The organism is Roseiterribacter gracilis (genome assembly GCA_018332375.1).
GTDB lineage: Bacteria > Pseudomonadota > Alphaproteobacteria > BOG-932 > Roseiterribacteraceae > Roseiterribacter > Roseiterribacter gracilis.
Genome location: BOPV01000001.1, coordinates 3773950 through 3788975, shown reverse-complemented (window position 1 = coordinate 3788975; position 15026 = coordinate 3773950). Strand labels below are relative to the sequence as shown.

General features: G+C 63.0%; 16 protein-coding genes. 10 read left to right on the top strand and 6 right to left on the bottom strand.

The features are described 5' to 3' along the window. Window position 1: 1 nt before the first annotated feature. On the bottom strand, window positions 2–520 hold the full coding sequence (locus TMPK1_RS18850) for a flagellar basal body-associated FliL family protein (RefSeq protein WP_420244992.1): 519 nt from the start codon (window positions 518–520) through the stop codon (window positions 2–4). A 289-nt stretch (window positions 521–809) separates the two neighbouring features. On the opposite strand from TMPK1_RS18850, the gene flgF reads away from it, so the two are divergent. The 5 genes from flgF to TMPK1_RS18825 are packed head-to-tail and all read left to right on the top strand — an operon-like array spanning window position 810 to window position 5397. Then, window positions 810–1571, top strand: a complete 762-nt coding sequence (gene flgF, locus TMPK1_RS18845) for a flagellar basal-body rod protein FlgF (RefSeq protein WP_420244990.1) — start codon at window positions 810–812, stop codon at window positions 1569–1571. A gap of 13 nt (window positions 1572–1584) precedes the next feature. After that, window positions 1585–2370, top strand: coding sequence for a flagellar basal-body rod protein FlgG (gene flgG / locus TMPK1_RS18840; protein WP_420244988.1), 786 nt, complete (start codon window positions 1585–1587; stop codon window positions 2368–2370). Beyond that, complete coding sequence (gene flgA, locus TMPK1_RS18835; protein WP_420244986.1) at window positions 2370–3044, top strand: flagellar basal body P-ring formation chaperone FlgA; 675 nt, start codon at window positions 2370–2372, stop codon at window positions 3042–3044. The genes flgG and flgA overlap by 1 nt, the downstream gene beginning before the upstream one ends. A 17-nt stretch (window positions 3045–3061) precedes the next feature. Continuing rightward, complete coding sequence (gene flgH, locus TMPK1_RS18830; RefSeq protein WP_420244985.1) at window positions 3062–3805, top strand: flagellar basal body L-ring protein FlgH; 744 nt, start codon at window positions 3062–3064, stop codon at window positions 3803–3805. A gap of 8 nt (window positions 3806–3813) precedes the next feature. After that, complete coding sequence (locus TMPK1_RS18825) at window positions 3814–5397, top strand: glycosyltransferase (RefSeq protein WP_420244982.1); 1584 nt, start codon at window positions 3814–3816, stop codon at window positions 5395–5397. Here the strand turns inward: TMPK1_RS18825 and TMPK1_RS18820 are convergent. From TMPK1_RS18820 to TMPK1_RS18800, 5 genes are all read right to left on the bottom strand, one after another. After that, a complete protein-coding gene (locus tag TMPK1_RS18820; RefSeq protein WP_420244981.1) occupies window positions 5366–6259 on the bottom strand; it encodes a DMT family transporter in 894 nt (297 codons plus the stop codon). The genes TMPK1_RS18825 and TMPK1_RS18820 overlap by 32 nt on opposite strands. 46 nt (window positions 6260–6305) lie before the next feature. Further along, on the bottom strand, window positions 6306–7514 hold the full coding sequence (locus TMPK1_RS18815; RefSeq protein WP_420244979.1) for a glycosyltransferase family protein: 1209 nt from the start codon (window positions 7512–7514) through the stop codon (window positions 6306–6308). Between the two features lie 26 nt (window positions 7515–7540). After that, window positions 7541–7969 (bottom strand): RNA polymerase-binding protein DksA, encoded by a 429-nt coding sequence (gene dksA / locus TMPK1_RS18810; RefSeq protein WP_420244978.1) that lies wholly within the window; start codon window positions 7967–7969, stop codon window positions 7541–7543. A 91-nt stretch (window positions 7970–8060) separates the two neighbouring features. Beyond that, window positions 8061–9935: a tetratricopeptide repeat protein gene (locus TMPK1_RS18805; RefSeq protein WP_420244977.1), complete on the bottom strand. Its 1875-nt coding sequence runs from the start codon at window positions 9933–9935 to the stop codon at window positions 8061–8063. Between the two features lie 6 nt (window positions 9936–9941). Then, window positions 9942–10364, bottom strand: a complete 423-nt coding sequence (locus tag TMPK1_RS18800) for a flagellar assembly protein FliX (RefSeq protein ID WP_420244975.1) — start codon at window positions 10362–10364, stop codon at window positions 9942–9944. A 210-nt stretch (window positions 10365–10574) separates the two neighbouring features. On the opposite strand from TMPK1_RS18800, the gene TMPK1_RS18795 reads away from it, so the two are divergent. From TMPK1_RS18795 to TMPK1_RS18775, 5 genes are all read left to right on the top strand, one after another. Further along, window positions 10575–11687, top strand: a complete 1113-nt coding sequence (locus TMPK1_RS18795) for a flagellar basal body P-ring protein FlgI (protein ID WP_420244973.1) — start codon at window positions 10575–10577, stop codon at window positions 11685–11687. Beyond that, a complete protein-coding gene (locus tag TMPK1_RS18790) occupies window positions 11687–12001 on the top strand; it encodes a rod-binding protein (RefSeq protein WP_420244972.1) in 315 nt (104 codons plus the stop codon). Before TMPK1_RS18795 ends, TMPK1_RS18790 begins: the two co-directional genes overlap by 1 nt. Beyond that, on the top strand, window positions 11998–12432 hold the full coding sequence (locus TMPK1_RS18785) for a hypothetical protein (RefSeq protein ID WP_420244971.1): 435 nt from the start codon (window positions 11998–12000) through the stop codon (window positions 12430–12432). Before TMPK1_RS18790 ends, TMPK1_RS18785 begins: the two co-directional genes overlap by 4 nt. 235 nt (window positions 12433–12667) lie before the next feature. Continuing rightward, window positions 12668–14290, top strand: a complete 1623-nt coding sequence (locus TMPK1_RS18780) for a flagellar hook-length control protein FliK (protein ID WP_420244970.1) — start codon at window positions 12668–12670, stop codon at window positions 14288–14290. Window positions 14291–14300: 10 nt separating this feature from the next. Beyond that, window positions 14301–14978, top strand: coding sequence for a flagellar hook assembly protein FlgD (locus tag TMPK1_RS18775; RefSeq protein WP_420244969.1), 678 nt, complete (start codon window positions 14301–14303; stop codon window positions 14976–14978). Window positions 14979–15026: the final 48 nt, after the last annotated feature.

Below are 15026 nucleotides of genomic sequence, written 5' to 3'. Positions count from 1 at the left end.
CCTACTGAACCAGGAATTCGCGGAACAGCACGTCCCGCACCTGGATCGGTTGTGCTGCTTCCGTCACGCGCTGCAGCAGTTCCTGGCGCAGACGATAGACGCCGACCGAGCCCTTCATGTCTTCGATGCGAAGACCGCGCAGGAAGACCTGGAATTGATCGACGACGCGCGGAAGCAACTTCTTGATCGCTTCGACATCTTCCGGTTTCGAAAGTTCGATCGAGATCGCAACTTTGAGAAAGCGCGGTTGCTTACCGGCCGAGTCAAGATTCACGAGAATCTCGGGCACGTCATAAAAGACGCCCGGACCAGCCGTCGTTTCGACTGGCTTCTCATGTTTCGAGAACATGCCCGACACCGCCAAGCCGCCGCCGATCAAAGCGAGCAACAACAACGGCAGTGCAATGAAGAGCACCAGTCGTTTGCCGCTCAGCTTCTTTCGCGGAAGCTTCGCTGGATCAATTTCCGCAACCTCGGGGGCGTCGTCCGCCAGGAGTGCGTTCGCCGTGTTCGCCGCCATCGATCGGGAAACCTCAGAATTTCGCGCGTAAGGGATCGCGCGGAGCCTAGTCCAAGCTGGTTAATCGAACGTTTCTCAGGCGGCAAGTTCTGCCGCCCGGCAAGGGCTTGTACCACGCCCCTCGTGCAGTTCGTCCATGTGAAATCCCAGACAATCCGTCCGGAATCCGCATGGCCGTAAGTGATCCCCGTCCTTGGCCCGAGTTGGCACGCGGCCTGCGTAGAGGGTGGCGACGGCCCATCCCGGACCGTCCCGAATTTGGCAACGACTGGGCACACGAGATCTCGCGATGGAGAACGCGTCCTTTATCGGCCTTTCCCTCCAAGTGGCGCTTCGGCGCCAAATGGACGTGGTCGCCAACAACGTCGCCAACATGTCGACGACCGGCTTCAAGAATGAGAAAGTCCTCTTTCTCGAGCACTTGGTCGGGCAGACCAGCGGCAAGACCGACCTTCCCGGCCGGATTTCGATGGTTTCGGACTATGGCAGCTACCGCGACATGCGGGCCGGCCCGATCACCCAGACCGGCAATCCGCTCGATATCGCCCTCCAGGGCCCGGGCTATCTCGGCGTCCAGACTGCGAACGGCCTGCGCTATTCCCGCGGCGGCGCCCTGTCGGTGACCAGCGAAGGCGTGCTGGTCGACCAGAATGGCCGCACCGTCGTCGATGACGGCGGCGGCGAAATCCGCATTCCCGACCGCACCACCAAGATTGCGATCGGTCCGGACGGCAGCGTCACCGTGGCCGTCGAAGGCCAGGGCGGCGCGCTGCAGGTCGTGGGCCGTATCGGGGTCTACAAATTCGACCGCCCGAACTTCCTGACCCAGGAAGGCGGCGGTCTGCTCAACGCGAATCAGGAGCCGGCGCTCGCCGACACCGACACGACGACGATCCAGCAGGGAATGCTGGAACAGTCGAACGTCAATCCCGTGCTGGAGATGTCGCAGATGATCGACATCCAGCGCACCTACCAATCGGTCCAGAAGATGCTGGACGCCGAACACGACCGCGAACGCGACACGATCGCGAAGCTGTCCAAAGCCGCCTAAGAGGAATTAGACGATGCGTGCATTGCACATCGCTTCGACCGGTATGCTGGCTCAGCAGACCAACGTCGAAGTCATCTCGAACAACATCGCGAACCTGACGACGACCGGGTACAAGCGGCAGCGGGCTGAATTTCAGGACCTGCTCTACTCAAACATCGTTCGTCCAGGCGCGCAGTCGTCGGACATCGGCACGATCATCCCGTCGGGCATTCAGCTCGGCAACGGTGTGAAGACGGCCGCGGTCTATCGCATCAACGAGCAAGGCACGTTGCAGCGGACCGAGAACAAGCTCGACGTCGGCATCAACGGCCAGGGCTATTTCCAGGTCGATCTGCCGAACGGCGAAATTGCCTATACGCGTGACGGCACCTTCTCGCTCGACGCGCAGGGCCAGGTCGTGACGCAGCAGGGTTATCTCGTCCGTGGCGTCAACCAGATCCCGCGCGGCGCGACCGACATCGTGATCAACGAAGTCGGCCAGATGTTCGTGAAACTCGACGGCACCACGACCCCGGTCCAGCAGGGCCAGTTCCAGATGGTCACCTTCCCGAACCCGACGGGTCTGGAAGCGATCGGTGGCAACTTGCTGCTCGAAACCCCCGCTTCGGGCACGCCGATTACCGGCAGCGCCGGCGATCAGGGCTTCGGAAAACTGAATCAAGGCGCGGTGGAAAATTCGAACGTCAACATCGTCGCCGAAATCACCAGCCTGATTACGGCCCAGCGCGCATACGAGATGAATTCGAAGGTGGTGAAAGCCGCCGACGACATGCTCAGCGCCGTCAATCAGTTGCGCTAATGCTGCGTCCGGCCGCCCTCGTCCTTCTTTTCCTTAGCGGAACTGCGCACGCGGCGACGCTCAAGGCGACGACGCTTGCCGTCGATGAGAAGGTGCTCCTGTCCGACCTGTTCGAAGGGATTGCGGGTGACGCAGTCCTGTCGGCAGCGCCGATGCCAGGACGCATATTGACGATGGCGGCGCCGCAACTGCTGCGCATCGCCCAGACCTACGGTCTCGACTGGCGTCCGGCCGGTGGCGAGCGCGTGGTCATCACCCGCCGCGAGACCGAAGTGTCGGTGCCGGTGCTGACGCGCCGCGTTGCCGCAGGCGAGCTGATTCAACAGGCCGACGTCACGATGAAGAAGGTGCCGGCCCGGCTTGCCACGCACGCCGTGACCGACAGCGACCTCGTCGCAGGCCGCGGTGCGCGCCGTGTTCTTCAGCCCGAAACGCCATTGCAGCGCGCCGACCTGGTCGCGCCGCATCTGGTTCGTCGCGGCGAAACAGTTTCAATCACGCTCGATGACGGCGTGATGCTGCTCGTCACCCAAGGTGAAGTGCAGATGGACGGCGCCGCAGGCGAACGCGTCCGTGTCGTCAATTCGTCGAGCAAGAAATCCATTGATGCGATCGTAACCGGCGTCGGCCAGGTTTCGGTCGACGTGCCGCGCCAAAGCGCGCCGGCATCGTGATCCGAGGAGTGACCTACATGACCCGCACCCTTCCTGTTTTCGCCCTGCTCGCCATTCTGCCGCTCGCGGCATGCGGCGCCGGTGATCGTCTGTCGAATGTGGGCCGCACGCCGGCAATGTCGGCGATCAAAAATCCGACCACGGATCCGAACTACGTGCCGGTGTCGATGCCGATGCCGAACCCGACCGCCGAAATCCGGCAGGCCAACTCGCTGTGGCAGTCGGGCGCACGCTCGTTCCTCAAAGATCAGCGCGCCACTAAGGTCGGCGACATCGTCAGCGTCACGGTCTCGATCGACGACAAGGCGCAGGTGAAGAATGAGACCCAGCGCTCGCGCAACAACACCGAAACCGCCGGCCTCACCAACTTCCTCGGCCTCGAAGCGCAAATTCCGAAGGCGCTGAACAAGGCGGCCAACCCGGCTTCGTTGATCAACGGCGCCAGCAAGAGCAGCAACGACGGCACCGGGCAGATCGATCGCAACGAAAAGATCACGCTGAAAGTCGCCGCGGCTGTCATCCAGACGCTGCCGAACGGCAATCTGGTGATCCACGGCAAGCAGGAAGTTCGCGTCAACTTCGAAGTGCGCGAGCTGGAGCTGGCCGGCGTGATCCGTCCCGAGGACATCGCGAACGACAACACGATCAGCTACGAGAAGATCGCCGAGGCGCGCATCTCGTACGGCGGTCGTGGACAGCTGAGCGACGCGCAACAGCCGCGTTACGGTCAGCAGATCTTCGACATCCTCTTCCCGTTCTAACACGTGCCATGAACCCGGCTGAAACGGCCGAGGGGCTCGTCCGCGAACTGCTGCAGATCGCAGCAGCACCGCTGCCGATTGAAGAGCGCGACGATGCACTGACCGCCGTGCTGCAGCGAGCCACTGCGCTCGATGCGCACGACGCGGTCTTGTTCATTCAACTGTGCGAAGCGGCGCGCTGGCCCGATGCCTGGCTTCGCTCGTCGTTGCTTGCGGCTCTGACCGGACGCGACCAATGGTTTCTCGACCTAGCGCAACGGTCATCGGCGCTGATCGATGAGCCCGACCTGCTGGTCGAGCTGATGTTCAATCTGCAGACCGCAATGTTCGTACAGCGGCAGGTTCCCAGCCGAGAAGCACGCGCCGAGATCGATCGCATTCTGCGCCAGATCTATCGCGCATCGACCGAGCAGGTCGTCGCGCAAATTGCTCCGCCGCGGCGCACCACCAATGACATACGCCGCATCGCAATCCTGACACCGCAGTTGCTGTCGCTGTATCACGCGCCAACGCGCGACGCGTTGTGGTTGGCATCGGCGCTCGACGCACGTGGCATCGAGGCCGTGGTGATCAATTCAAATTGCTGGCCTTACGAAACCAAGCTGCGGCTGTTCCAGGCGCGCATCGCCTACAGCGAATCCGAACTTGCAGGGCTGCAGACTCTCGCAGCCCTTGGCGGGCGCTGGAAGACGCCGCTTACGGTATTTACGCCCGAGCGCGGCTCAATTGTGCAGCTCTGCCGCGATGTCTCGAATTTCGTACAGCACCATCAGATCGATGCCATCATCTCGCACGACGCCCCGTTCGTGCAGGACACGCTCGCGGCGCAACTACCGCTCTTGTGGATCGCGACGGGCGGCACGGTTCCATACGGGCGCGCGGACGCTATCTGGGTTGCGCGCGAGTTGCTTGACGACGATGCGATTGCGAAAGCGCACCGCATGGGGATCCGCATGGTGCTTCCGCGTGAATTGCTCTTCACACTTCCCCAGCCTGCATCGGCCTTTCCGCGCGAGACATTGTCGATCTCGAACGAAGCGATCCTCATCGTCGTGATCGGCAACCGGCTCGAGAACGAGCTCGACATGCAGTTCATCGACTTGATGAGCGACATCCTCGCCGAGGTGCCACTGGCGGTCCTTCTGCTCGCTGGCATATCGACCGAGCGCGCCGCAAAACGGTTTAACAGTCCGCGCGTTCGGCCTGGCCAGGTGATCGGCATGGGCCATTGCAGCGACCTGCGCGGTCTTTGCGCCGTCGTCGACATATTGGTGAACCCGTTCCGCATAGGCGGCGGCACCAGCGCGCAGACCGCAATGGCCGAGGGCGTGCCGATCGTCACCTTGGCGATGGGCGACGTCGGCGCCGTCGCGGGCGAAGAGCTCGCATCGCCTGACGTCGAATCCTTCATCAATCGCCTGCGCTTGCTGGTCAGCGATCCCGAAGCACGCAAGCGCGAGAGCGCGCGGTCCCTCGCTCGTATCGAAGCTCGATTCGACTTTGACCGGCAGGTTGATGAAATGCTCGCAACGCTGCGCACGCTCGCAGCCGATCCGACGCCTAGTTTTGAGGTTGTCGCGGCGACCGGTTGACGAGCGCAACGCCCACGACGACTGTCGCCATTCCGAGCGCTGAGACCGGCTCCAGCGTTTCGCCGAACAACAGCCACGCCATCAACGCAGTCGTCGGCGGCACAAGGAAGAAGAGGCTGGCGACCTCGGCGGCCGCGCCGCGCCGGATCAGTACGTAAAGCAGCGTGATCGCGCCAACCGACAAAACCAGCACCAGCCAGACGAGCGCAAAAATAAACGCTGGCGTAAATTCAACACGCCAGCCTTCCAACACGGTTGCGAATGGCGCGAGCGCCAACGTAGCGGCCGCGAATTGCACGACTGCACCGCTGCGCAGATCCATGCCGGCGCAGAAGCGTTTCTGGTAGAGCGTGCCGATGGTGATGCCGAGCAAGGCAAAGATCACCAGCGCGACACCAGCCGGCGTTCCAAGTCCGAGCGCAAGTTTCTGCGCCACGACCAGCACGACGCCGACCAGACCAAGGGTCAGACCAATCCATTGGACCGGACGCAGCCGTTCGCCGAACAACGGCCCCGCCGCAAACGCGACCAGTACGGGCTGCAGGCCGCAAATCAGTGCTGCAACGCCGGCTTCAACACCGACACCGATCGCCGCAAACACACCGCCAAGATAGATCGCGTGCACCAGCAGCCCCGCAACCGCCATATGGCCGATTTCGCGCCGCGTTTTGGGCCAAGGTGCGCGCGTCACAACCGACACCAGCGCCAGCAGCAGCGCGACCGCGGCGAAGCGAATCGTCAGGAAGGTGAAGGCACCGGCTGACGGCAGTCCAAGCTTCGCGCCGATGAAGCCGGTCGACCACAGCGCCACAAACGAGACGGGTAACAGAAAGGATGCGCTACGTGCCGGCGTGGTCGTCATCTTTGAAACGTGACACGGCGCCGATCGAGGAAGCCGTGCAAATCCGTCATAGAGTACCGGCGTCGTCGCGCCCGATCCCCTGTGCTGTTGCGATCGCGAGCAGCGATTGCGCACGCGACTTCCAGGTGTGTTCGGCCAGTGCTTTGTCGCGACCGGCAGCGGCGACACGGTCCATCAAATCAGGATTGGCCAAGGTCCCGCGTATCACTTGGGACAAGCTCGCCAAATCCGTCCACCGATAGGTCAGCAGCTCATCGCCGATCGAGAACGTATCGGCAATAAATGGGTTGAAGTCGGTGACCGCCACCGCGCCCGCGATCATTGCATCGGGCACGCGCTCATTCATTCCGTCGACATAGTTGCTCGAAATGTTGAGAACGATCTTCGCCTGCTGCATCGCCGATTGAAGCTCGGAATAGGGAAGCGTCGGCAGAGCGGTGAATGATTTGTACTGCGTGGAGAATTGATCCCAATCCCCGCCGACAAGCGTGACCTGGATTTCATCGCGGCCGAGTTGGTGAATCGCCCGCCAGCGACGCTCGGTGTAGACAAATTCGTTGGCAAACAGCACGACGCGAAACAGAAGCGCGCGCTGCTCGGCAGCGAGTTCGATACTGTGTCGCCGCAAGGTCGCATCCAGCGCATCCATCGGCGAAAGATGGTCATGCGCCATGGCCAAATCGATCGACTCGTTCAGCAACGCACGGATATCGCCAGAGCCGATCATGCTGAAGTCGCGGCTCGCCGGACCGCGATTGGTGCCGATGAAAAGAATCGGGATCGGTCGCTGCGACGGCGGCAACGGCGCCAGGCCGCGCTGGGAGCCGCGCGATCCCGCAGCCGGTAGATGCGTCGCGCGGCGATGCCGCCCGACGATTTCATCTACGAACTTCACCTGCGAACGATCCGAACAAAGGACCGTCAAATTTTCGATCTGCGCCTCGAGCCGCCCAAGCAGCGATGCAGGATGGTCGAAACAGTGGGTGAAGAACGGAATGCCGGCCCGGTTGAACAGGTCGGGTTCGGGCGGGCGCACTTCCTCGCCGATCTGCACCAGATGGCCGTTGAACGAGAAAAGCAGATCATAGCTGTGCGCCGCGAGCGCGGTATGAAACGGCGGGTATGTCGTTCCGATATCGTGGAAATCAAAAATATCGGCCTGCGCACCCAGCTCGCGCAGCCCACTCGCCATCTCGTCGGTAAAATGGCGCAGAACGCCGTACTGGCTTCGGCCCTTCAGCAGAGCGATTCGCATCTACACGCCCTTCCGGGCGACGACGATCAGTCGTCGCGCTGCGTACGCTCCATCCGCTCGTGGCGCTCTTGCGCCTCAAGCGACAGCGTTGCGATCGGGCGGGCTTCGAGCCGCTTCACACCAATCGGATCGCCGGTCTCTTCGCAGTAGCCGTAGGTGCCATCTTCGATTCGCTGAAGCGCGGCGTCGATTTTGGACAACAGCTTCCGTTCGCGATCGCGGGTACGCAGTTCCAGCGCGCGATCGGTCTCGGCCGATGCGCGATCGGCGATATCCGGCTCCTGCAAACCACCGTCATCGGCCAGGCTCTGCAGCGTCTCGTTTGATTCAACGAGAAGCTCAGACTGCCATTTGAGCAGCTTGCGTCGGAAATATTCCCGCATACGCGGGTTCATGAACTCTTCGTCGTCAGCCGGACGATAATCCGGCGGCAGCGTAACGACCGTGGCATTCATGACAGGTGCTCGTGCGCTCACGTAGGGGCTCCGAAAAGCGGGCGGACTATACGGATGGCCCTCTCGCCTCGCAAGCGATGTGCCGAGCCCGTCAGCGAGATGGAGGAAACTCTGCCAATGCCGCGGAAACCCGCGCTACGACCGCATCCCAATCACCCGGACGCGGCTGTCGAAAGAGCCGCATCGAGGCGTACCAGGGTGTGTCGTCCGGTCGCGACGGCAGCCAGCGCCAGTCGGGGGCGTTGGGCAGAAGCAGGAATGTCGGGCGTCCTAGCGCGCCGGCCAAATGGGCGACCGCAGTATCGACGCTGATCACCACGTCGAGTGCCTCGATCACCGCGGCGGTCGCTTCGAAATCGTCGAGCGCATCGGTAATATCGAGCACACCCGGAAGCAAAGCGGCATCGGATGCCCGCCGTCCAACCTGCAAGGATACGAAGGACCAACCTTCGACCTGCGTGAGCGGCTTTAGGGATTCGGCCGGCATCGAGCGACGGCGATCGTTCGAGTGGAGCGTATTTCCTGCCCAGACCAAACCGGCGCGGCGACCCGGCGGCAGAATCTGTTCCCAGGCAGCAACGCGTCCGGGATCGGCGAACAAATAGCGTTGCGGCGCCGGCGATTGCTCGGGCGTGACGCCGAGCAACAACGGCAGGCTCATCTGATCGACCCAGTAGTCGTAGGCCGGGAACGTCAACTCGCGGTCGACTGCAGCAACGACGCCGGGCGCACGCTCAAGCAACGAAACCAGCGGACGTGCGCAGGCGACGATAATTTTCGCCCCCTGCTGCGCGAGCGTGTCCGCATAACGTGCGAATTGAATCGAGTCGCCGAGACCTTGTTCGGCATGAATCAGCAGCGTCTTGCCGTCGAGCGGCTCGCCCTGCCATTCCGCACCGGTCAACTGTACGAACGTCTTGGCAAATCGCGGATGGCGCTTGCGCCATTCGTATTTGCGCCAACCGGGTTCGTAGTTGCCCGCAAGCAAATGCGCGAAACCCTGATTCCAATGTGCTTCCGCAAAGTCCGAGCGAACCGCGATCGAACGTTCGCACGCCGCAATCGCGTCGTCGTACTGGCCTTTCGCGGTCAGCAGAAACCCAAGATTCGCATGCGCTTCGGCAAGCGTCGGATCGATTGCAATCGCGCGATGATACGTCGCTTCGGCTTCGTCGAGATGGTCGAGATCGAACAGCGCATTCCCAAGCGCAAGCGCCGCTTGACCAGAGTCCGGTGCGACCGCGACCGCTTTCTCGGCGCTCTCGCGCGCGCGTTCGACCAAGCCTAGTTCGCGCAGCACGCGGGTTTCGACCAAACGCGCTTCGAGAAGTTGCGGATCGGCTTCAAGCGCGAGTTCGGCACCGGCCAGCGCGGCGTCAAGCGAGCCCAGGCGCTGCATCGCGTTGGCAAGGTTGGTTTGCGCCTGCGGCGAATCACGTCGCGCCAGCGCCTGGCGATAGCTTTCGATCGCGTCGGCCAGCGAGCCCTGGGCCAAAAGTGCATTGCCAAGGTTAGTCCAGCCTTCGACATGCTCGATGTTCAGCGCGACGGCATCTCGCCCAGCATTCACCGCGGCGTCGATATCGCCGTCCGCCAACGCCGCCTGGGACAGGTTCGCGTGCGCGTCGGCCAGGGTCGGGCGCAGCTCGACCAGTTGGCTCCAGCGCGCCCGCGCGCCGCTGATATTGCCCTGGCGGAACAATGCATTGCCCAGTTGGAGCAACGTGTCGGCATTGCTCGGCTGAATCTCGGCCGCGCGCTCAAGCAGCGCCGCAGCATCGGCGAACCGGCCTTGGCCAAACCGCACGGACCCCAACAAATACAAGGCATTAGGCTGGGAAGGATCGGCTTCCAGCACGCGCTCATATTCGGCGGCAGCCCGATCCAGGTCACCAGCGCGGTGCAGCTCGAGCGCCTGGGTCAGGACCTCGATCAGGTCGAGGCCGGCAGAAGGGGGATTATTCATGGAATTTCAGATGGTTGAGCGACCGCGCTTGGCCAGTTCGACCTGGACGCGCAGCTCGATTTGATCCAGCAGCTCGGCAAGTTCGGGGTCATCGACTTCGGCCCGCTCGCTTTTGGCCAGGGCAGCCAGAGCCTCCAGCCGTTCGGCGGGCAGATCGTCGTCGAGCAGGCCGTGCACCAGCCCCTCCAGCTCGGACAGCATGTCATGTGCCCGGCGCCGCGCGCGGCGGCGACCTTCCAGCGGGTCGCCGGCCTGTTGAACGGCAAGAAGGCCGCTAACGGCGCCCACAGGAGCGCCGGCGGAAACCGGGGTGGTTTCCCCGGATTCACCTTCCAGCAGGCGCGCGAAGTCGCTGCCGCCTGTCCCGCTAGTCTTGTTGGTGCGCCCGGCCGGTTGATTCCGGATCCGGCCCACGCCGTCGACGCTCATCGATCCATGCCCTGCTTCTGCGGCTGATGCCTTCTCGCGGCGGTGCTCTGCCGCGTCACCCCTGCAGTAATTGCCGACGGACGCATGGGCAGATCGTACCGGAGGGGCCTGCTTTGCACAACGAACCTGCCCTGCAAGTGCTTGATCAATCGTGAAACTACGGGTTGGCACGCGCTTCGCACGGGCGGGCACCAGATGAGGACGACACCCATGCCGATCCATGCCCTTCGCGCCGTCCTGGCGCTGTTCGTAACCTTGGCCGTTGCCACCCCGCAAACCGGGCTGGCCGCGACGACGCGCATCAAAGATGTCGTCGATGTCGAGGGCGTACGCCAGAACATGCTGGTCGGCTACGGCCTCGTGGTCGGCCTCAACGGCGCCGGCGACTCGCTCCGCAACGCGCCGTTCACCGAACAATCGCTGCTGGGCATGCTCGAGCGCATGGGCGTCAACGTCCGCGGCGAGCAGCTTCGTACCAAAAACGTCGCCGCGGTCATGGTCACTGCTACCCTCCCCGCCTTCACCACCCAGGGCACCCGCATTGACGTGACCGTTGCGTCGCTAGGCGATGCAAAAAGCCTCGAAGGCGGCACGCTGCTGGTCACGCCGCTGATCGGCGCCGATCACGAAGTCTACGCCGTGGCGCAGGGCAACGTTGCGATCGGCGGCTTCACCGCGTCGGGCGCGGCTGCGAGCGTCACCAAAGGCGTGCCGACTGGTGGTCGCATTGCTTCGGGCGGCATCGTCGAACGCGAGATCCCGTTCCAGTTCGCCAGCCAAGGCACGTTGCGCCTGGCCTTGAAGAACCCTGATTTCACGACCGCGCGCCGAATCGTTTCGGCGATCAACGCCAAGCTTGGTCCAGTTGCGACCGCGATCGATCCTGCCAGCGTGCGTATCGATGCGCGCGGCAAAGACATTGTCAGCCTGATCACCGACGTTGAACAGTTGCCGATCGAAGCCGACCAGGTTGCGCGCGTCGTCATCGACGAAAAATCCGGCGTCATCGTGATGGGCGAGAAAGTTCGCATCTCCACCGTTGCGGTGAGCCAGGGCAACCTGACCATCCGCATCACCGAGACGCCGCAAGTTTCGCAACCGCAGCCGTTCAGCACGCAAGGCCAGACGGTCGTCGTGCCGCGCACCGACATTCAGGTCGACGAGCAAAGCGGTCGCAAAATGGCCGTGCTGCCCGCCGGTGTGAGCCTGCAGCAGCTGGTGTCGAGCTTGAACCGCCTCGGCGTTGGCGTGCGCGACACGATCTCGATCTTGCAGTCGATCAAAGCGGCCGGCGCGCTCCAAGCCGAGTTGCAGGTCATCTGATGCTGACGCCGGGTACGGCAACCGCAACCGACATCGCCGCCGCAACCGCGGCGCGCGTCGGCACGTCGCCGGCGAATCTCGCCAAGACGCGCGCTGCGGCCGAACAATTCGAATCCGCATTCGTCACCCAGATGCTGTCGCACATGTTCGATGGCGTCGGAAACGACCCAAATTTCGGCGGCGGTAAGGGCGAAGAAGTCTTCAAGTCCTTTCTTCTCGACGAATACGGCAAGTCGGTCAGTAAGGCCGGCGGACTTGGTATCGCCGATGCAGTTCAGAAAGAAATGCTTCGCATGCAGGAACAACGCGCATGAGTGAAATTTCACGGCAGCTTGATGAACTGTTGGATACGATGGAGGTGCTGATGTCACTCTTCGACGAAGAGACACGCGCGCTCAATGCCTTGGATCTTGCCCCGATTCCCGACCTGGTGAATCGCAAGATTTCGCTGACCCATTTGTTTGAAGGTCAGTTGTCGTGGTTGAGCGATGTACGCGAACGCCTGCCGGAAGAAATCCAGCCGGAACAGAAACGCGCCCTGGACGAAAGCGCGGAACGTTTCAAACAGGGGCTCTTGGCCAACGTCGCGGCGATCGACGCGCAGCGTCGTGCCAGTGAACGCGTTGTCAGTCTCATCATCGACAGCGTGAAGCGTCAGACGGAAGAAAATGGCCCCTATGCCCGCTCATCGCAGATGAGCAGTGCGCCGGGACCGCTTTCGGTGGCGCTCAACGCGACCTACTGAGTCGGCTTAAAGCAACACGCAATACGAAACGCCGCCGAGTTTTCGCTCGGCGGCGTTTCACATTTCAAGCCTGCAACAGAGCACCAAGAACGTCCGGCAGGACATGCCGGCAGAATCTTCCCCGGGACGGATCGGGCCGGACAAAAAGCGGAAAAAAGCCTTGTGAATCATGGCTTCCGCGTGTGGCACGACCCTTGCTGAAACGACAGCGAACGATTTTTGTGAGGACTCCGACGTGGATACCGTCGCTCCCATTCCTGCCGCCCCGACGCGGCCTGACCTTCCGGCGCCGAGCGCCGCGCAGCCGGCTGACAAGTCGAGCGACAACGCACGTGCGTTCGAACGCTTGATGCAGAAGCTTGGCGGCGCGAAGAGCGACCGTGCCGACGCGGCAAACCGTGCTGACGCCGCAAAGAGCGACGACAAGTCGGCGCCGGCGGCTTCGGCACGCGACACGACTTCGCGCCCGGCCCCGCGCACTGCGCAGAACAAGACCGCGCAGGCCTCGAAGAACGATACCCAGCCGGCCTCGAATACCGACAACGACGCGAACGACGCAGCAGCGACCGACAAGAACGGCGCGACCGCGAATAACGACACGTCGACGAACGACAAGTCGCCGAAGTCGGATACCGCAGCCGCCGCGTCGACGAACACGGCTGCCGACGCGACGACGACGGATACCGCACCGGCCGCACAGCTCGGCGTACTTGCGCTGCAGGCGGAACTGCCGGTCGCAGTCGCCGCCCCCGTTGCAGCGCCGGCCGAACCAGTCACAGCGCCCGTGGTCGAAACACCGACAGTTGCTCCGGTTGCAGCGCCTGCAGCTCCGGCGCCGGTTCAGCAGACGCAGGTCGCAGCCGACGCAGCGGCACAAACGCCGGTCGCCGATAACGCGCCCGCAGCTTCGGATGCAACGCAGGCCGCGCCGGCCGTGGAACAGGTCGCCGCTGACGCGACCGCCGCAACCACAGCGCCCGCCGCAACCACAACGCCCGCCGCAACCGTTTCAGCCGCAACGCCGGCGGTCACGACCGTGATCGCGGCCGCCGACGCGAAAGCGCAGGACGCGGTGACCGAACCCGAACCCGCACCGGCCGAAACGCAGGCAGCGCCGACGGAAGCCACGGCAAAGCCGGCGACTGCGAAGCCGACCGCTGCAGCGACAAAAGCCACCACGACCGTCGCGACGGAAAAGCCGACGCACGTTGCGGAAGCGGAACCGGAAGCTGAACCGGCCAAGCCGCTCACAGAGCACGTCGCCACGCACGAAACGCACGAGCACGTGGTGAAGACCGAGGTCGCGCTGACACAGACAGCGCAGGCCGAAGCGGCGCCGCAAGTTGATGCGGGACGCAACGCGCCGATGCAGATCCGCAACCTCGACACCACGAACACGACGGCCGCAACCGATACGGTGCTGGTTGTCGCGCCGAAGAACCCCGCGCTCGCCGCGTCGGCCATCGCACAGGTGGGTTTCCACCTTTCGCGCGCCGATGCCGACGGATCGCAGGCGATGACGATCAATCTTCGCCCGGAAGAACTCGGCTCGATCGAAGTCAAACTGGATATCAAAGACGGCGTCGTGCACGCGCATGTCGTCGCTGACCGGTCCGACACGCTGGATCTGCTGCGGGCAGATCCGCGCGGCCTGCAGCGCGCGCTTGAGAATGCCGGCATGAACACGGACGGCGGGTCGCTCAGCTTCGACCTGCGCCAGAACGGTCAGGGTTCGCACAATGGCACGCAGACTGCGGGCAACAATGCGGGCGCTGATGGCACGAGTGATGATCTTGATCTGGCCGTCATCGAACGGCCGCGTGTCGTGGCCGACGGCCGCGTCGACGTGACGGTGTAGGAGTCAGACAATGGCTGTTAATGGCGTAGCCCAAGGCTCGACGACAACCGGCACAGCCGCCGGCGACCGTACGAAGCTTGGCCAGAATTTCGATACGTTCTTGAAGCTGCTGACGACGCAGTTGCAGAACCAGGATCCGCTGACTCCGATGGACTCGTCGCAGTTCACCAACCAGCTGGTTCTGTTCAGCCAGGTCGAACAGCAGATTGCGCAGAACGACAAACTCGAGAAGCAGCTCGCCGCACAGGCGACGCAGCTTACCGAAGGCGCGCTTGGCTATATCGGCCTCGACATTCAGGCTTCCGGCAACGCGTTCCAGTACGCCGCCGGATCGAACGTCGACATCGGTTACGCGCTCGGCAGTGACGCGGCATCGGCAGACGCCGCGATCCTGAACGACAAGGGCGACGTCGTCGCGCAGATCAAACTCAGCCAGCTGACGTCGGGCGCCCATTCGTTCAAATGGGACGGCAAAGACAAAGACGGCAACGCCTCACCCGCTGGGAATTATCTCGTGCAGGTCACGGCAAAAGATTCCGCTGGCAAAGTTTCCCAGCTCGAAACGCTGGTGCCAGGCCGTGTCACGGGCATCCAAAGCACGTCGACCGGCGTCTTGTTGAATGTGGGATCGATCCAGATCCCGATCGAAAAAGTAATCACGGCGAAGCAGCCGGCCACCACTACCTGACACAACTCAGCCGGTGGCCCCGGCGCTGAATAAGATTATAGGAGACGA

What these genes read in the sequence shown, in the direction of transcription:
- TMPK1_RS18820 (WP_420244981.1), bottom strand. Translation starts at nt 6,259, where the DNA reads ATGACGACCACGCCGGCACGTAGCGCATCCTTTCTGTTACCCGTCTCG.
- TMPK1_RS18790 (WP_420244972.1), top strand. Translation starts at nt 11,687, where the DNA reads ATGCTGACGCCGGGTACGGCAACCGCAACCGACATCGCCGCCGCAACC.
- TMPK1_RS18815 (WP_420244979.1), bottom strand. Translation starts at nt 7,514, where the DNA reads ATGCGAATCGCTCTGCTGAAGGGCCGAAGCCAGTACGGCGTTCTGCGC.
- TMPK1_RS18850 (WP_420244992.1), bottom strand. Translation starts at nt 520, where the DNA reads ATGGCGGCGAACACGGCGAACGCACTCCTGGCGGACGACGCCCCCGAG.
- TMPK1_RS18805 (WP_420244977.1), bottom strand. Translation starts at nt 9,935, where the DNA reads ATGAATAATCCCCCTTCTGCCGGCCTCGACCTGATCGAGGTCCTGACC.
- dksA (WP_420244978.1), bottom strand. Translation starts at nt 7,969, where the DNA reads ATGAATGCCACGGTCGTTACGCTGCCGCCGGATTATCGTCCGGCTGAC.
- TMPK1_RS18775 (WP_420244969.1), top strand. Translation starts at nt 14,301, where the DNA reads ATGGCTGTTAATGGCGTAGCCCAAGGCTCGACGACAACCGGCACAGCC.
- TMPK1_RS18800 (WP_420244975.1), bottom strand. Translation starts at nt 10,364, where the DNA reads ATGAGCGTCGACGGCGTGGGCCGGATCCGGAATCAACCGGCCGGGCGC.
- flgG (WP_420244988.1), top strand. Translation starts at nt 1,585, where the DNA reads ATGCGTGCATTGCACATCGCTTCGACCGGTATGCTGGCTCAGCAGACC.
- flgF (WP_420244990.1), top strand. Translation starts at nt 810, where the DNA reads ATGGAGAACGCGTCCTTTATCGGCCTTTCCCTCCAAGTGGCGCTTCGG.
- TMPK1_RS18785 (WP_420244971.1), top strand. Translation starts at nt 11,998, where the DNA reads ATGAGTGAAATTTCACGGCAGCTTGATGAACTGTTGGATACGATGGAG.
- flgA (WP_420244986.1), top strand. Translation starts at nt 2,370, where the DNA reads ATGCTGCGTCCGGCCGCCCTCGTCCTTCTTTTCCTTAGCGGAACTGCG.
- TMPK1_RS18795 (WP_420244973.1), top strand. Translation starts at nt 10,575, where the DNA reads ATGCCGATCCATGCCCTTCGCGCCGTCCTGGCGCTGTTCGTAACCTTG.
- TMPK1_RS18825 (WP_420244982.1), top strand. Translation starts at nt 3,814, where the DNA reads ATGAACCCGGCTGAAACGGCCGAGGGGCTCGTCCGCGAACTGCTGCAG.
- flgH (WP_420244985.1), top strand. Translation starts at nt 3,062, where the DNA reads ATGACCCGCACCCTTCCTGTTTTCGCCCTGCTCGCCATTCTGCCGCTC.